Consider the following 15419-nt stretch of genomic DNA (forward strand, 5'->3'; position numbering starts at 1 on the left):
AAAGAGGCAAAAAAAGCGATCAATTGTTACAGACGCGTTACAAATGGGCATTTTCGTTGCGCAAAAACAACGCGCGGTCTAAAATCGGGCAAGCTTTGATTTAACCACGGTCGTGCGCCCCTGATGCGTGTGGCAAAATGACTGGGAAGTTAATTGCTAGTTTCGCAATCTGAAACGAGCGCATATGGTCTACATGATAAAATCTTGGCACGTAGCACCAGTAGCGCAGTGTTGTTCTGCGGATATCACCCCCCGAAAGGAAAAAAGAATGAATAAATTTGTAACGCTGTTTTTCGCTGCATCCGCAGTGATTGCTGGCTCGGCTTCGGCCCAAACCCCAACCTCCCCACCATTCGCGCCAGTTACCACTGACATCAAAGCACCAAGCCCAAAAAGCGCTTACGTGCAAGATGCCCGCGGCGTGATCGTGCGTGACCCATTCGGCCTGTGCTGGCGTACCGGCTACTGGACACCTGCTGACGCAGTGCCAGGTTGCGACGTGCCACTGTGCGTAGAGCCAGAAACCCTGCAAGACGGCAAATGCGTGGCTCCTCCAGCACCAGTCGTACCAGCACCGGCACCAGTCGTTGTCGTACCAGTACCAGTCGTAGTTGCTCCTACCTCGGAAAAAGTCAGCTTCGCTGCTGATGCATTCTTCGATTTCGACAAAGCTACGCTGAAGCCAGAAGGCAAAGCCAAGCTGGACGAGCTGTCCGCACAACTGGGCGGCATCAACCTGGAAGTCATCATCGCTGTGGGTCACACCGACTCCGTCGGCACCGATGCTTACAACCAAAAACTGTCGGTACGTCGTGCTGATGCTGTCAAAGCCTACCTGGTCACCAAAGGCGTTGAAAGCAACCGCGTGTACACCGAAGGCAAAGGCGAAAAACAACCTGTTGCTGATAACAAAACTGCCGAAGGCCGTGCGAAAAACCGTCGCGTGGAAATCGAAGTTGTTGGTACCCGCAACAAGTAATAGCTGAACCCCTGGACTTGCCGCAAGTCATCGCGCAAGTCAAGAACAGCATGAAAAACCCCGCCATGGCGGGGTTTTTTTTCGTCCGTGGCTGCCCAATTGTAAAATTGCCGCTATTATTCGACCTATGAACGCCGACCCTCTCGAAATCCAAAAATTCAGTGAGCTGGCCCACCGCTGGTGGGACCCCACTTCCGAGTTTCGTCCCCTGCACGAAATTAACCCCCTGCGCCTGGAATGGATCAATGCGAAAGTGCCGCTGGCCGGCAAGCGCGTGATCGACATCGGCTGCGGCGGCGGCATCCTGGCCGAATCGATGGCCCGCAAGGGTGCCGACGTGACGGGCATCGACCTGTCCGACAAGGCCTTGAAAGTGGCCGACCTGCACAGCCTGGAATCGGGCGCCAAGGTGCGCTACAAGCTGATCGCCGCCGAAGCCATGGCCGAGGAAGAGGCAGGCCAGTACGACGTCGTCACCTGCATGGAAATGCTCGAGCACGTGCCGGACCCCGCCGCCATCGTCAAGGCTTGCGCCGCGCTGGTGAAGCCGGGCGGCCACGTCTTCCTGTCGACCCTGAACCGCAACCCGAAAGCGTACCTGTTTGCCATCCTGGGCGCCGAATACCTGCTGCGCCTGCTGCCGAAAGGCACGCATGACTATGACAAATTCATCACCCCGTCCGAACTGTCGCAATACGTGCGCAGCGCCGGCCTGGACGTCAACAGCATGCGCGGCATGGGCTACAATCCGCTGACCAAGATTTACTCACTTAATAGCGATACCAGCGTCAATTATCTGGTGGCCTGCACCCGGCCGCTGTAACCATCACGCACAATATAAGGCGGCTGCGGCCGCCATTTTTCATTCCTACTTGACACACTTTGTCCGCCATGATCACTGACCATCTGCCAGCCCCGCGCGCCATCCTGTTCGACCTCGACGGCACCCTGGCCGACACCGCGCCCGACCTGGCGGCGGCCATCAACCTGCTGCGCGCGCGCGCCGGCCTGGCGCCGACCCCGTATGACATCCTGCGCCCCACGGCCTCGGCCGGCGCGCGCGGCATGATCGGTGCATCCTACGGCATCGGCCCCGGCGAAAGCGGCTACGAAGCCCTGAAAGACGGATTCCTGAACAATTACGAAGCTGCCCTGGCCGTGGAAAGCCGCCTGTTCGACGGCATCCCCGCCCTGCTGGAAGGCCTGCAAGCCCTGGGCCTGGCCTGGGGCGTGGTCACCAACAAGGCCGCCCGCTTTACCGACCCGCTGGTCGGCCAGATCGGCCTGGGCGCCGCCGGCTGCGTGATTTCGGGCGACACCATGGCGCACCCGAAGCCGCACCCCGCCCCCCTGCTGGAAGCGGCACGCCGCCTGGACCTGGCGCCGGCAGATTGCTGGTACGTGGGCGACGACCTGCGCGACATCCAGGCCGGCCGCGCCGCCGGCATGCGCACGGTGGCCTGCGCCTGGGGCTACTGCGGCCCCGTCGAACCGCAGCACTGGAACGCCGACCACCTGCTGGATACCCCGCATGCGCTGCTCGAGCTGGTCAGCGCGGTGGTGAAGGCGGCGCAGGCGCGGCAATTGGCGGCATAAACCGGCCTGCGCTTGATCTGGCACACCAGCAAGCGAATGCACCATGCAAGAGTGGACGGATTGCGCTACAATGAAGGTTCTGTGGGGACGACCTGGTTTCGACGTGGGTTGCAAAGCAGCGCAGGGCATACCGAGGGCGGGCTACCTCGTAAATACAACCTGAAAAAACTTAACTGCAAACGATAACTCGTACGCACTGGCAGCTTAATCGCTGTTAGCTCTAGAACACCTCGTCCCTGGGGTGGGCCGTCAAAAGCTCTAGAGTCATTTACAGGGACTCGTCGTATGCTGGGTTACTTAGCGTCCGACTAAATAATAGGTAACTCGCTTGCCCATAACGTGCACATCCGTGCTGGCTGAGTTAAATTAAATGATAGTGCTAAGTATGTAGAACTGTCTGTGGAGTGCTTGCGGACGCGGGTTCGATTCCCGCCGTCTCCACCACTGAATAAATAAAAGGGCTTCCCCGTTTTGGCGGGGAGGCCCTTTTTATTTATTCCATGCATGCAGAACGCGGGCGTCGAATCCGCGTCCGGTACGGACGCGGGGGTTTTGCGGGGCTTCGGCGAGCGCAGCTCGGCGCCGCAAAACCGGGTTGCGCTTGCAAGCGCAACCCTCTCCGATTCGTCTGACTAGGTTTTGCGCCGCGGGCGGTTTTTCCTAACGACAACATCAACTGCTCAGGCCGTGTACGAATGGCGGACCTGCCCCTCGCCCGTGCAAGATCGTCGTTGGCCAGCTGATCCCCTGGTTCGGCACCATCATGCTGTCGGCGTTGCGCAAGAAAGACGTGCGGGCGAAGCTGGAGCCCATGACCACGACCAACAAAACCATGGCGAACATCCAGAGCGTACTGCGCAAGGCACTGGACGACGCGATAGAGGACGAGCTGATCGAAGTCAATCACTGGCGCGCTGGTGCTATTCCAAGGTCGAGGCGCCCCTGTCAAGGGACGATATCGACCCGCTCACAAAGGAGGAACAGTCGGCAATTCTTGCGCAGACAAGCGGCCAGGGGCGCAACCTGCTGCAGTTTGCCTTCTGGACCGGCATGCGCACGTCCGAACTCGTGGCCCTGGATTGGGCCGACGTGGACTTCGTGCGTGGTGTAGTGATGGTAACGCGAGCCCTCACCCAGCACTCCAAAGCGGCAGAAAGCACGAAGACGAACGCCGGCCGCCGCGAAGTCAAGCTGCTGGCGCGCGCGATGCATGCGCTGCAGGAACAAAAGTCTTTCACTTGGGAGAAGGGCGGGGAGTCTTTCAAAATCCGCGTCTGGAGCGGCGCTGGGAGGGTGACCAGCCGATCCGCAAGACACTATGGACCGGCATTCTGCAAAACGCTGGCGTGCGGTATCGCAACCCTTATCAAACTCGGCATACCTATGCCAGCATGATGCTTTCGGCAGGTGAGCATCCTATGTGGGTGGCCAAGCAAATGGGGCATGCTGACTGGACAATGATTGCACGCGTCTATGGTCGCTGGATGCCTGATGCAGACATGTCCGCCGGAAGTAAAGCAGAGGAAATTTTTGGAACCACATTAAATTGAAAAAGCTACACTTTGGACGGCGTAGCTTTCTCATATTTACTAAACTTAGTCAGATTTCTCTGCTTGCTGTGACTCTGTTATAGATGGTTTATGATCTATAAAATTAAAACTTGGGAGCAAGAGGGAACCTGAAAGAGATCTTGATGTCACATTCAAAACCATTTCGCGGATAGAACCATAGAGAATTGATGCGCCATTGACAACTGTTAAGTCGCGCCTTTCATGGTCGGGGGTCTTCTTATCAAGCCAGGCAAAGATCCCCGTCGCTGCAACTTTGACGTTATATGGAGCCTTTTTTCCTTCCTGATTTGCAATTGTCAACGCTATAGACACCAGCATGCTTGCCTTATTATCCACATTGTTTTCATTGTCTGGATCAGCATATCCAACTTCACAGCTAATTTGGACTCCCGCAAAGTCAAAATTATTAGTTTCAACAGGGTTCTCGTTTTCATCAAGATTTACTTGAATAGAGACCTCTTGAAATACGATGCCTTTTGGCTGAAGTACGGCAACTTTCATAGTTTCAACTCTTAGGAAGCTTGAGCATATGCATGCGTGTCATTCGACGCACATGCACTCATATGCATTGTGGGAACTCCATACGTCCAGATCCGATGGCTATTAGAAATTGCACTGGACACTTTCTCGGAAAGATCACGTGCGCGCTCTTTTCCCATTTGCACCGATTTAATTAAGACTTCATAATCATTAAGCACCTCTGTAAAACTTAACGATTTGATATTTTTTCTCTCTGCCAAATCATGGGCAAGACATGGATATTTTTCAACGAGCCAAAGGAGGCTATCCATTGCATCAGTAGGAGCAAGATCATTTTTTTCGTATTTGCAAAATGCAATTGGCCCACCACCAAAAATCTGCCCAGCAGTTTCCTGGGTGATTTTCAGAGCTTTACGAATTAATCGAATTCTTTCGCCCGTCAAACGTCCATTTGCCTCCTGCTCCGCAGCGCGGGCACTTCTCGCATTAAATCGCATATCATCTGCTGTTGCGATCTCAGTTCCACATACTTCGCACGCATGAACATGCTGTACAGCGACAAATTCACCGCCTGCATAAGCCAGGCTTACCGAACGTGCTTCAGCAACAAGGTGTCCTTCGCAGCAGACAGGGCACAATTCTTGATTATTCATATATTTATCCATAATTAGACTCATGTAGTGAAACAAGTAGCAACATCTTCCCAGCGGAATTCAAACACAACTTAATGTAGTATTTTTTCGTTTGAAGATTGCCATGTTCATCAGCTTGATTGATCCTTACTACGTAAGCATCACAAGGGAGCCAGAGCAACTCTGGCCTACATTTTGTTTGCCTATCACCAACATTACACCAACGAGAGTTTTTGTAGTCTGACGGCGACAGCAGCAGCAAAAGATCAGCTGCATATTCGGGAGTGATCTGCTCGACATGCATATCATTAATGCAACCTTTAGTGACGGCTCGCATCACAGTCTCATCTCCGTTTTTCACTGCACTAGCAATGGTTTGCAGCACTTGCAGATCCCATATTTTGAAAGGGATGATACGACTCGCCTCGAACATGTCCCCACTCTGCGGCGGTGGCCAAGGTAGTTGAGGACGAAGGTTTACGTATGGATTCGGATGCATTGAAGACGTAGTATTTACCATTAAGGTAGTTCCCGCAAGTTTTTTTACAAATTGTATTGACTTTTCACAGACAGCAGGAGCGACAGTCCCTAGCGGCAACGGTATACAACGGTTGGTCGACCAAATTTGATGCTCTATCATCCAAGCATAGCGCTTTTACAACTTTCCTGCGAGCACTTTACGAAGGAATGTGCACATTATGACAGCATACTTTCGTAAGTGCCCAAGATGCCCTGCATGCGGCGGGTTCGATTCCCGCCGTCTCCACCACTGAATAAATAAAAAGGGCTTCCCCGTTTTGGCGGGGAGGCCCTTTTTATTTATTCCATGCATGCAGAACGCGGGCGTCGAATCCGCGTCCGGTACGGGCGCGGGGGTTTTGCGGGGCCTTCGGCGAGCGCAGCTCGGCGCCGCAAAACCGGGTTGCGCTTGCAAGCGCAACCCTCTCCGATTCGTCTGACTAGGTTTTGCGCCGCAGGCGGTTTTTCCTAACAACAACATGAGCTGCTCATCATGCCATGTACGAATGGCGGACCTGACCCTCGACCTGCTTGGTTCGGCACCATCATGCTGTCGGCGCTCCGAAAAAAGGACGTGCGGGCGAAGCTGGAGCCCATGAACGCGACCAACAAGACCATGGCCAACATCCAGAGCGTGCTGCGCAAGGCGCTGGACGACGCGATAGAGGACGAGCTGATCGAGGTCAATCCGCTGGCGCGCTGGTGCTATTCCAAGGTGGAGGCGCAGCAATCGAAGGAGGATATCCATCCGTTCACGAAGGAGGAACAGGCGGCGATCCTCACGCACGCAACCGGCCAGGGGCGCAACCTGTTGCAGTTTGCAATCTGGACCGGCCTGCGCACGTCGGAACTGGTGGCCCTGGATTGGACCGACGTCGACTTCGTGCGCGGTGTCGTAATGGTGACCCGTGCACTCACGCAGCATTCCAAAGCGGCAGAGAGCACGAAAACGAACGCCGGTCGCCGCGAGATCAAGCTGCTGGAGCGCGCCATGCACGCGCTGCAGGAACAAAAAATATTCACCTGGGCGAAGGGCGAAGAAGTCTTTCAGAATCCGCGCCTGGAGCGGCGCTGGGAGGGGGACCAGCCGATCCGTAAGACTTTATGGACCGGCATCCTGCAAAACGCTGGCGTGCGGTATCGCAACCCATATCAGACGCGGCACACCTACGCCAGCATGTTGCTCTCGGCAGGTAAACACCCTATGTGGGTGGCAAAACAGATAGGGCACGCTGACTGGACCCTGATCGCCAGAGTATAGGGGCGTTGGATGCCGGATGCAGACCAGGCAGCCGGATCAAAAGCGGAAATTGTGTTCGATCTTTAAGGATTTCATCGGGGCCAACAGGACTATGTTAACTGCAAAAAGGCCGGATATAGAACTGCAGCCTAGCCTGTCTGAAGCATACAAAAATACCTTGGAAAACGGGAGGCGTCCATATAGAAGCGCTGATTAATTCAAGCTCTAAAATTTCGCCCCCTTAAAAATCAAAGACTTACATACTGCATTTTGGCGAAAATTCGAATTAATCAGTAGTTCCTTAGTTTTAAAATTACCATATAAATGTAACACTTAAATTGCACTAGTTACTCTAGATAAAAACCGTCCAACATTCGATATATCGAACCCGTCATCTGTTTCACATTCTTCCCAGCCACATTCGAGGTCCTCACACATCTTCTCAGTAATGAACCAGCCAATCGGAAAAGGAGTATTCCATTTTCTAAGCACATATCCTTGTCGTCGGTAATCCTCGTCATCAATAATGCAATGTTTCCCTAAGTGATCATGATGTTCGATGAAGGAAAAGAACATAGCATCAATTTCTTCTTGATGAGCAGCATACTCATCGAAGCTCTTTCCAACTTTTTTCTCCCAAGCAAAATGAGACATATAAGATAATATGTCAGATATTTGCAGAATTGGCTTTATTTTTTCGCTAAGACGCAAAAACATAACATCAGCATTAAGATTTTCTCCCTCTCTAACAATCGAACCACCTAAAGGCAAATGATAACTATACAACTCCCTAGTAAGTCTAAGCTCATTTAAAAGGTCAATTAGTTCAACATCGTAAATTCCAAATCTTATGAAATAGTTTTCAATATAACTAAAAACTTTAGAGTGAGATATTTGCCTAACTTGGTCCAGCTTAAGAGAAGATGTTAAAATCAAATTAGATAATAATGCATTGAAAATCGAGTAGTAACACGTGTAGAATGTTAAATTCTTCAAGCACTTTCCATTCAATTCTTCTGTTTGAGTATAAAATAATGCACTGAGTGTCATTTTTTTTGATGCAAAATAATGTCTCAAAACCCATTCAACGTTTTTTATGTATCCAGCATTTTCATACTCCTTACAAAAACCAAGGTAAATTCTGTCACAAAAATCATCTAACTTAGCTTCGCCGACCATATTAATTGCTTCATGAAAACTGCTTTCGCCATATTTTTTTGTTAGCTTTTTCAAAAGTGCCATTTTATTATCAATTGGAAAAAATAAAAGATTTTCTTGGGATTACTTGGTATTTAAAATTAGTAATGCATATTTTATCGAAAATTGGGTAACCGGTAGCTCGACTTAGCGCACATTGCTGCAGGTCAAGCCACACTGATCGTCCACCAAAATTTGTTACAACTTCTGTGGTTGGGATGGCGGAGGGCGTGGCCTATATTTTCATTTCTGAGGGCCATTCGATATCTCTCAATCTTCCATTTCTAGTTAGACCATCCGTTATTGGCCGACAGCTGCCGTTGCGGGTTGATTGTCTGCATTTTGCCAGCAAAACCTTCAAGATGCCTAAAAAATCTAAGCTTACGGTGGGTTCGATTCCCGCCGTCTCCACCACTGAATAAATAAAAAGGCTTCCCCGTTTTGGCGGGGAGGCCCTTTTTATTTATTCCATGCATGCAGAGCGCGGGCGTCGAATCCGCGTCCGGTACGGGCGCGGGGGTTTTGCGGGGCTTCGGCGAGCGCAGCTCGGCGCCGCAAAACCGGGTTGCGCTTGCAAGCGCACCCTCTCCGATTCGTCTGACTAGGTTTTGCGCCGCAGGCGGTTTTTCCTAACAACAACATCAACTGCTCAGGCCGTGTACGAATGGCGGACCTGCCCCTCGCCCTTTAGCCGGTAAAATCATACGCAAAGGTGGCCTGGCAAGCCACGCCGGCGGCGAGAAAAATAACGAGCAAAACTACAAACACGGCCAGCGAGCCATATTCAGCAAAAACAGGACTATCCAAGTAACCAAACAGAAGGGCCAGCTGATCTGCGCTATCTCAAGGCCTTGGCAGAGAAACCCCAACCATGAAAATTGCTCGCCTCCTTTCCTCCAGTTTCCTCGTGCTAGCCGTAGCCCTCGTCGCCTATGGTCTTTTCGGCCTCTCCCGTTTTGCCTGGTACACCGGCGCATACTATGATGAGCGCATGATCTTGTTCGACCACGGCTTCTATCCTTTTGCGTGGGGTATCGCGCTGCTGCTGATGGGACAAATCGCCCGCTTGCACCATCGTCGACCGGCCATGCTTCTCGCCGCGGGTGCCGCACTGTTGCTCCTTGTCTGGAAACGAGCAACCGTGCCCGGTGCCATCACCAATCAGCAACTTTTCCCCGATCCAGCTTTACTGGAGGGAATGATTGTTACCGCTGTCGTGGTCTTCGTTTTGGCGCTGATAGACCGCCCCGTCGAACAAGCCATCCGCAAAGCTCTTGCTCGTACCCGGTGACCGGTCGCCCCCATTACTCCCCACACACCGCCCCACCCACCGCTCCCCCGATACTCAAGCCCGTCGACAAATCGAAACCAAAATCACAGCGATAGCCATCTTTCGGACGATGCCGGCACAGCAGCATGTCACGATTGCGAATGCGTATTTGCGGGTCGGGGCAGCCATCGCGCATATCCGGCCCGATGGCGTCGAACATGTCCTTTGCAGCGGCTCCCGTCAAACGAAACGCAACTTTGGTATCGCCCGCAACCGGTGCCACGGCATCGTCGAGATATGCGCCATAGATCGCGTACGCCCCTGAAAAATCCTTTTGCACAAACTCCCATACGGCCCTGGCCTGGTGCGCCAACAACAAGCACAGCAGCGCGACAAATAGCAGGCTGGCGCGTCTCAGCATACGGAGCCGCCGATGCTGCGCCCGGTCACCAGATCAAAGCCAAAGTCGCAATGATGGCCATCACGGGGATGATAGGAACAGCGCACTTCCGCCCGCTGGCGCAGGCGATATTCGCCATCCGCGCCGCACGCATTGCGCAAGTCCGGCCCCATCGCATCGAATAGTTGCTTTGCCGCCTTGCCATCGATCCAGAATGCAATGCGCTTGTCTTTACTGGTCGACGGTTGCGGATCGCTCAGGCCTCCGCTATAGATGGCATAGCGGCCTTTGAATGACTGGTAAGAAAATAACCATTTGGGAGCGGACTGAGCCATGGCCATAGCAACGACAAGGAGCGGAAAAACAGCGAGAAGGCGTTTCATGTCATCCGTCCCGCTATTTAGTCGTGACGTGAAAATGGTCGTCGTGATGTATGAGTGGTCTTATCCGGGGGATAGCAGGGTCATTAAAATAAATAACTTGGACAAAGCTGAATTCAAAAAATATGCGGATTAGCTTTGCATTGCATCGCATCGCGATGCATACTGCCTGTCAAACCTTGTAACGCATTTTATTGACGATGTCTCGCGCCGCAGTAATTGGCGAGAATCCTCGCATGATCGCCAAGAGATGCACGCTCGACAATTTTTGCCGTTATACATCTTCTGAGCATTGCGAAGGATCAAATCCCTGTACGTTAATGGCGTTATCGCTAATTACAGCCACGACATTGAACCAGCGCAAGATCGCGCAGTGCCACGTTGAGACTAAAGAACCTCCCCCAGCAAATATCCCATCGCCCTCCGATACTTCTCCACCCTCTCCAAATCCTTCTGCGTCGGCATATCTATCCTCGACAAATCGCTGTTCTCAGCCAAATCAGCCAGCTTGACGGCCTTGCCGACCGGATTCAGGGCCGCGCGGGCGATGAAATCGTCGTACGACTCGCCCTCGATCCTGGTCACGGCGCGCACGCCGTCGATGACTTCCCGGGAAAATCCTTCGCGCGCCAGGTCGTCGAAGGTGATTTTTCCATCGCTGTCTTCCACCACATCATGCAGCACGGCGACAATTTGCTGGTCGCCAGGGGCGACGCGCAGCATGACGCGCAAGGGGTGGAGTATGTATGGCGCGCCGCCCTTGTCCTTCTGGCCGGCATGGGTGGCGGCGGCGATTTCAATCGCGCGTTCCAGGGTGCCGCGTCTTGCGTGTTCACTCATGTTTATTCCTTGTTCACTCCACGTTGGTTGCTGACCCCGTTGTGCGCCAGCCGCGGCGCTGCAAATGGCAAACGCTGCTGCACAGCAAGGCTGGCACCAGTAAATTGAACACCGGTATCAGCATCAGCAAGCACAGCAGCAGGCCCAGGGCAGCAATCGCCGGACGCTGCGCGCGGCGCAACGCCGCTTGCTGTTCTGCGCCGAGCACGTCTTCGGCCGCTGCGCCGTAGATCATCCGGACATTCCAGGCCAGCAGGTACGAGACCAGCACGCACATGGCCCACACGGGGATCAGCAGGGAAAGCAGCAGCAACAGGCGCCGCCAGACGGGGCGCGGGGCGGACAGCTCCAGGCCGGCCGGAGGTTGCCACGGAGCATAGCGGCGTGCCGCCACAGCCTTGGCCCGTTCCAGCAACAGCCAGCGCAACGGCAAGCGCGCCGTGCCGATGGCGCCGACGATAAAGACCATGACATAGAACAAGGTGGCCAGCGCCAGCAAGGCCAGGGCGATCTGGCCTATCGACAGCAGGGCCTTGGCGGCGCTGCCCAGGCCGCCGGCGATATTGCCCATCTGCGAGAGCGTGGCAGGCCCGTTGGCCAGTGTCCCGACGCCATCCATCACGCCCAGGCCCAGCAAGCCGGTAACCGACACCAGCGCCAGCATGGCGCTCAGCTCGACAAAAAAACGGCCGAAGCAGCCATACAGTCCCAGCCATAGCGCCACGACCGCCATGCACCACAGCGCGGAGCGCCACCACAGCCCCGCATGACGCGCATCGCGCACTCCCAGGCCGATGCACGTGAAGGCTTCCCGCCAGGCCAGCAGCCAGGTTTGCAATGTTTGTGTCACGCTCAGGCGTACTCCGCAGTGAAGGGGCGGATACGTCGATCCGGATGTTGCCGATTGTACATGGACAAGGCTTGCGCACGCGCCCCCCTCCGCCGTCAGCAATCGCTATCGAAACGCAAAAGCAGTCGCGTCCTGCTCGGCCGGTTCGCAAGGCGAGGCATAACAGACCTGATTTCTGCCGGATGCCTTGGCCTTGTACAGTGCCGTATCAGCGAGTTCAACCAGTTCGACTGCCTGGTTTTCCAGGTGCGTCGGCATGAAAGCCGCCACGCCGACGCTGACCGTCACCACGCCCAGGGGATTGCCCCGATGTTCGACGCCCAGCGATTGCGCTGCCTGGCGAACACCTTCCGCCACCGCCAGGGCGCCCGGCAAATCCGTTCCAGGCAATAAAATGACCATTTCCTCGCCACCATAGCGTGCCGCCAGGTCGCCCGGCCTGCGCATGCTGTAGCCGACCACTTTGCCGATTTTTCTCAGGCACTCGTCGCCGGCCACATGGCCATAGATATCGTTGTATTGCTTGAAGAAGTCGACATCGATCAACACCAGCGCAAGCGAGCCGTCTTCACGCTGCGCACGGCTGAACTCGGCAAGCAGCGACTGGTCGAAGTGGCGCCGGTTCGCCAGCCCCGTCAAGCCATCCTGGTTGGCAAGGCGGGCCAGGGTTTCATTGATCAATTCCAGCTCATTGCGCGCCTCGAGCAATCCAGCCTCGCTCTTGACCCGCAAATCGATTTGCCGCACCACGCGGTATCCGATGAAGGCAATCAGCAGCACCAGCACGCCACCCACCGCGTTCTGTAAAATCGTGTCGAGACGCCACGAAGCGAGGACTTCATCCTGTGACAGTGCGGCAGAGACCACCAACGGATATTCCTCGACCCTTCGATAGCTATTGATACGCGTCACGCCATCGACGCCCGACTTGATCACGGCCGTGCCAACGGGACTTTTGGGCAAATAATCGTGGAACACGGGGAATTGCGAAATATCGCGCCCCAACAGGCTTTCATCGAAAGGCCTTCGCAATAAAAGAATGCCTTTTCCATTCGCAATGAAAATGGCGCCTTTTTCCCCTATCGAAAAACGTTCATAAAACAGCCTGAAATAATTCATGTCGATGGTCGCCAGCGCCACGCCGCCGAAACTTCCGTCAGGCATATTGATTCGCCGCGATACCGTGACTATCCATTGCCCCGTTGATTTGCTGCGCACTGGAGGTCCGACATATGGCCCCCGGTCCTCATGCGTTCGATGGTAGTTGAAATAATCCCGATCAGAATTATTCAGATTGCTCAACAGCGTTTTCTGCGAATTCACGAGCCAGCTGCCATCCCTCGCATAGATGAAGATGCCGTGCAACTGGCGCAGCTCGGCGACACGGGCGACCAGCAATTTGTGCATGCGGGCCAATTCGCTATCGGAAACACCGTCTGTTTCCACCCGTTCCACCAGTCCGACCAGCACCGTATCGGCTTCCTTGATGGTGTCATAGGCATGCTGCGCAACAGATTGCGCCAGATTGGCGCTTTCGCGGGCCGCCTCACTCAGCTGTACTTCCCGTGCGCGCAAGGTCATCCAGAACTGGATCGCCAGGAGCGACAGGCACACCAGCACGACAAATGAGATGGCCAGCGGCAGCAAGGAAAAACCACGGAAACCTGCTCCCAACAAGCGTGACGGCAAGCTGCGTGACCTGATCATGGCGACACTCCCGGATTGACATTCCGCAAAGTGTGCACCAAATAGGCAGCAACATACTCACACATCGTCACAAACAAGATACAAAAAAATTACCACTGCACTTGCCAGGGAGCATGGATGAAGAATCACTTTGCCTGCTGCGCCATTGTGCTCGCTCTATTCTCAACTGCACACGCGGCTGACAGGCAGCGCCCGCCCTACCGCCGGCTCAACGGCACGTATTCCCCCGGCAAGCTGGCCACCTCCAGCGCATCGGCAAACGCCAGCAAGAACTTCGCCGGGCCATGGTCCGACACCAGCAGGGAGGCGCCCTTGTGGCGCAGCAGTTTCAAGACTTCCTGCTGGTGCGCCTGGTATTCGCTGGAGTGGCCGTAAAACGTTTGATACATCTCAAGGGTTTCCATGGCCTTGGCGGCCAGGATGAATTCGGGTTTGTCCATGATGTCTCCTCGTTGTCAGTACTGCCAAAACCACGAAAAAAACCTGCAAGACGTGCGGCCCATGCCGGTCGCACTGCATTGCGGCAACCACATCCGTATTTCCATCATACGCCTCAACCCGGCCATTGCGCCGTCCTGTCGCGCATCTTTTTCCATTCCACCCGTCCTGCTACGTCACCGTGCATCCAGACCTGCGCCATTCCTCGCGTGCGCGCTAGCCGCACGCTCCCGCACATGGCATCATGCGCGTTACCCATTCACTCTGGCGACACATGGACCAATATCACTTCCTCGTTGGCGAATTCAAGAAAAATACCCCCTTCATTGCCGCCGCGGCCAGCGCGCAGCTGTTCGCCTGGTTCGCGCACATCGGCGAACCCGTCGAGCGCTACGGCAACAAGCGCGGCAAGATCGTCAAGTTCTCACAGCGAAATTACGAGAAGATGCTGTTCGCGCCAGAGACCGACGGCATCGGACTGCTTTCGCCGCGTCTCGTGCCGCCCGACGAAGCTGACGAGGCCGTCAACTGCGACGCGCAGGCCATGTACTCATCGGGCTCGGAGCTGGTTCTGTCCATACGCGCCAGCAAGCTTGCGCTGATGCCGTTGTTCGACGGTGCCCGGGCCATACCCGGCCTGTTTGAGCATTGCGAATATGTGTACTGCTACGCTGAAACGCAGGGCTATGGCACCGGCTACGCACTCGGCTACCGGCAGATCGATGAGGCCCATCCGATGACCTTTGGCACTCCTTGCCCCGCAAATAACTGGGCCGCCATCAAGCGGCGCGGGCTGCAAGATTCGCACCTGCGCGATGTATATCCCATCAATGGTTTCACGCAAGCCAGACTGGATGCGCTGCCGCCCGAGCGCCGGCAAGCGCTGCGCGACGCGATGCAGGCGTATGGCCGCTGCGAAGAGCATGCCGGCTTGACTTTCTGGTACCTGCCGCCCGAGGAACTGGACGCCGCCCGCACCGCGCTGAACGCACACGCCATGCTGGGCGCCTATATCAGCCACCGACACCCATGAGCACACATTTATCGCTGCACTGCTATCTGCAGGACGCCGCCGCCGAGCGGCCCCTGCCCTGCTCCGACGTGACCATCCACGCCGACCCGGCCACCCTGCGCGCCATCGCCCATTTTCTGCTGGCCAGCGCCGACACCTTTGAACAGGCGCAAGACCGGGCCGGCATGCACGCCCATCTGCAAGACGACTGGGACGGCTGGCAGGACGACTTCCCCGACCTCGTCGTGGTGGCGGCCTAGGTGGCAACCTAGCCAGGCGCCTGCGTCGGCGCGCGTCGGGTAACATAC

General features: G+C 55.1%; 18 protein-coding genes and 1 other RNA gene. 9 read left to right on the forward strand and 10 right to left on the reverse strand.

Annotated elements, in window-relative coordinates:
* Window positions 1–268: 268 nt before the first annotated feature.
* The 5 genes from ompA (at window position 269) to CLU94_RS28655 (ending at window position 3970) form a co-directional block, all read left to right on the forward strand.
* Entirely contained in the window at window positions 269–979 is a 711-nt protein-coding gene (ompA, locus tag CLU94_RS07245) for an outer membrane protein OmpA (RefSeq protein WP_034782001.1), read from the forward strand.
* Between the two features lie 127 nt (window positions 980–1106).
* Window positions 1107–1802, forward strand: coding sequence for a bifunctional 2-polyprenyl-6-hydroxyphenol methylase/3-demethylubiquinol 3-O-methyltransferase UbiG (gene ubiG / locus CLU94_RS07250; RefSeq protein WP_077400739.1), 696 nt, complete (start codon window positions 1107–1109; stop codon window positions 1800–1802).
* 68 nt (window positions 1803–1870) lie between these two features.
* Window positions 1871–2575, forward strand: coding sequence for an HAD family hydrolase (locus CLU94_RS07255; protein ID WP_099665151.1), 705 nt, complete (start codon window positions 1871–1873; stop codon window positions 2573–2575).
* Window positions 2576–2658: 83 nt separating this feature from the next.
* Window positions 2659–3019, forward strand: a transfer-messenger RNA (tmRNA) gene (ssrA, locus tag CLU94_RS07260).
* Between the two features lie 273 nt (window positions 3020–3292).
* On the forward strand, window positions 3293–3970 hold the full coding sequence (locus CLU94_RS28655; RefSeq protein WP_257218712.1) for a tyrosine-type recombinase/integrase: 678 nt from the start codon (window positions 3293–3295) through the stop codon (window positions 3968–3970).
* A 200-nt stretch (window positions 3971–4170) separates the two neighbouring features.
* Here the strand turns inward: CLU94_RS28655 and CLU94_RS07270 are convergent, their stop codons facing one another.
* Genes CLU94_RS07270 through CLU94_RS27960 form a run of 3 tightly spaced genes read right to left on the reverse strand, consistent with a single transcriptional unit; the run spans window position 4171 to window position 5691 of the window.
* The gene (locus CLU94_RS07270) at window positions 4171–4647 is read right to left on the reverse strand and encodes a protein-export chaperone SecB (RefSeq protein WP_099665152.1); all 477 of its coding nucleotides are present in this window, start codon (window positions 4645–4647) and stop codon (window positions 4171–4173) included.
* Window positions 4648–4658: 11 nt separating this feature from the next.
* Window positions 4659–5279, reverse strand: a complete 621-nt coding sequence (locus tag CLU94_RS07275; protein WP_180278611.1) for a type II toxin-antitoxin system MqsA family antitoxin — start codon at window positions 5277–5279, stop codon at window positions 4659–4661.
* A gap of 4 nt (window positions 5280–5283) precedes the next feature.
* Window positions 5284–5691: a hypothetical protein gene (locus CLU94_RS27960; RefSeq protein ID WP_143451365.1), complete on the reverse strand. Its 408-nt coding sequence runs from the start codon at window positions 5689–5691 to the stop codon at window positions 5284–5286.
* A gap of 633 nt (window positions 5692–6324) precedes the next feature.
* Between CLU94_RS27960 and CLU94_RS07280 the strand changes: the two genes are divergently transcribed.
* Window positions 6325–7038: a site-specific integrase gene (locus CLU94_RS07280; protein ID WP_257218713.1), complete on the forward strand. Its 714-nt coding sequence runs from the start codon at window positions 6325–6327 to the stop codon at window positions 7036–7038.
* 312 nt (window positions 7039–7350) lie between these two features.
* Here the strand turns inward: CLU94_RS07280 and CLU94_RS27965 are convergent, their stop codons facing one another.
* Complete coding sequence (locus CLU94_RS27965; protein ID WP_143451366.1) at window positions 7351–8259, reverse strand: hypothetical protein; 909 nt, start codon at window positions 8257–8259, stop codon at window positions 7351–7353.
* Window positions 8260–9085: 826 nt separating this feature from the next.
* Between CLU94_RS27965 and CLU94_RS07285 the strand changes: the two genes are divergently transcribed.
* Complete coding sequence (locus CLU94_RS07285; RefSeq protein WP_099665155.1) at window positions 9086–9505, forward strand: hypothetical protein; 420 nt, start codon at window positions 9086–9088, stop codon at window positions 9503–9505.
* Window positions 9506–9518: 13 nt separating this feature from the next.
* On the opposite strand, the gene CLU94_RS07290 is transcribed toward CLU94_RS07285, so the two are convergent.
* From CLU94_RS07290 to CLU94_RS07315, 6 genes are all read right to left on the reverse strand, one after another.
* On the reverse strand, window positions 9519–9905 hold the full coding sequence (locus CLU94_RS07290) for a hypothetical protein (RefSeq protein ID WP_099665156.1): 387 nt from the start codon (window positions 9903–9905) through the stop codon (window positions 9519–9521).
* Window positions 9899–10267, reverse strand: a complete 369-nt coding sequence (locus tag CLU94_RS07295) for a hypothetical protein (protein WP_143451367.1) — start codon at window positions 10265–10267, stop codon at window positions 9899–9901. Before CLU94_RS07295 ends, CLU94_RS07290 begins: the two co-directional genes overlap by 7 nt.
* Before the next feature lie 384 nt (window positions 10268–10651).
* Window positions 10652–11104 (reverse strand): HD domain-containing protein, encoded by a 453-nt coding sequence (locus tag CLU94_RS07300; protein WP_099665158.1) that lies wholly within the window; start codon window positions 11102–11104, stop codon window positions 10652–10654.
* Window positions 11105–11117: 13 nt separating this feature from the next.
* Window positions 11118–11954, reverse strand: a complete 837-nt coding sequence (locus CLU94_RS07305) for a hypothetical protein (protein ID WP_143451368.1) — start codon at window positions 11952–11954, stop codon at window positions 11118–11120.
* A 105-nt stretch (window positions 11955–12059) separates the two neighbouring features.
* Window positions 12060–13661 (reverse strand): sensor domain-containing diguanylate cyclase, encoded by a 1602-nt coding sequence (locus tag CLU94_RS07310; protein WP_099665160.1) that lies wholly within the window; start codon window positions 13659–13661, stop codon window positions 12060–12062.
* Between the two features lie 197 nt (window positions 13662–13858).
* Window positions 13859–14101, reverse strand: a complete 243-nt coding sequence (locus CLU94_RS07315) for a hypothetical protein (RefSeq protein WP_099665161.1) — start codon at window positions 14099–14101, stop codon at window positions 13859–13861.
* A 272-nt stretch (window positions 14102–14373) separates the two neighbouring features.
* On the opposite strand from CLU94_RS07315, the gene CLU94_RS07320 reads away from it, so the two are divergent.
* Window positions 14374–15132 (forward strand): hypothetical protein, encoded by a 759-nt coding sequence (locus CLU94_RS07320; RefSeq protein ID WP_099665162.1) that lies wholly within the window; start codon window positions 14374–14376, stop codon window positions 15130–15132.
* The gene (locus tag CLU94_RS07325; protein WP_099665163.1) at window positions 15129–15371 is read left to right on the forward strand and encodes an Imm32 family immunity protein; all 243 of its coding nucleotides are present in this window, start codon (window positions 15129–15131) and stop codon (window positions 15369–15371) included. The genes CLU94_RS07320 and CLU94_RS07325 overlap by 4 nt, the downstream gene beginning before the upstream one ends.
* Window positions 15372–15419 lie beyond the last annotated feature (48 nt).

The organism is Janthinobacterium sp. 13 (genome assembly GCF_002749695.1).
In the GTDB taxonomy this organism is placed as follows: Bacteria; Pseudomonadota; Gammaproteobacteria; order Burkholderiales; family Burkholderiaceae_D; genus Janthinobacterium; species Janthinobacterium kumbetense.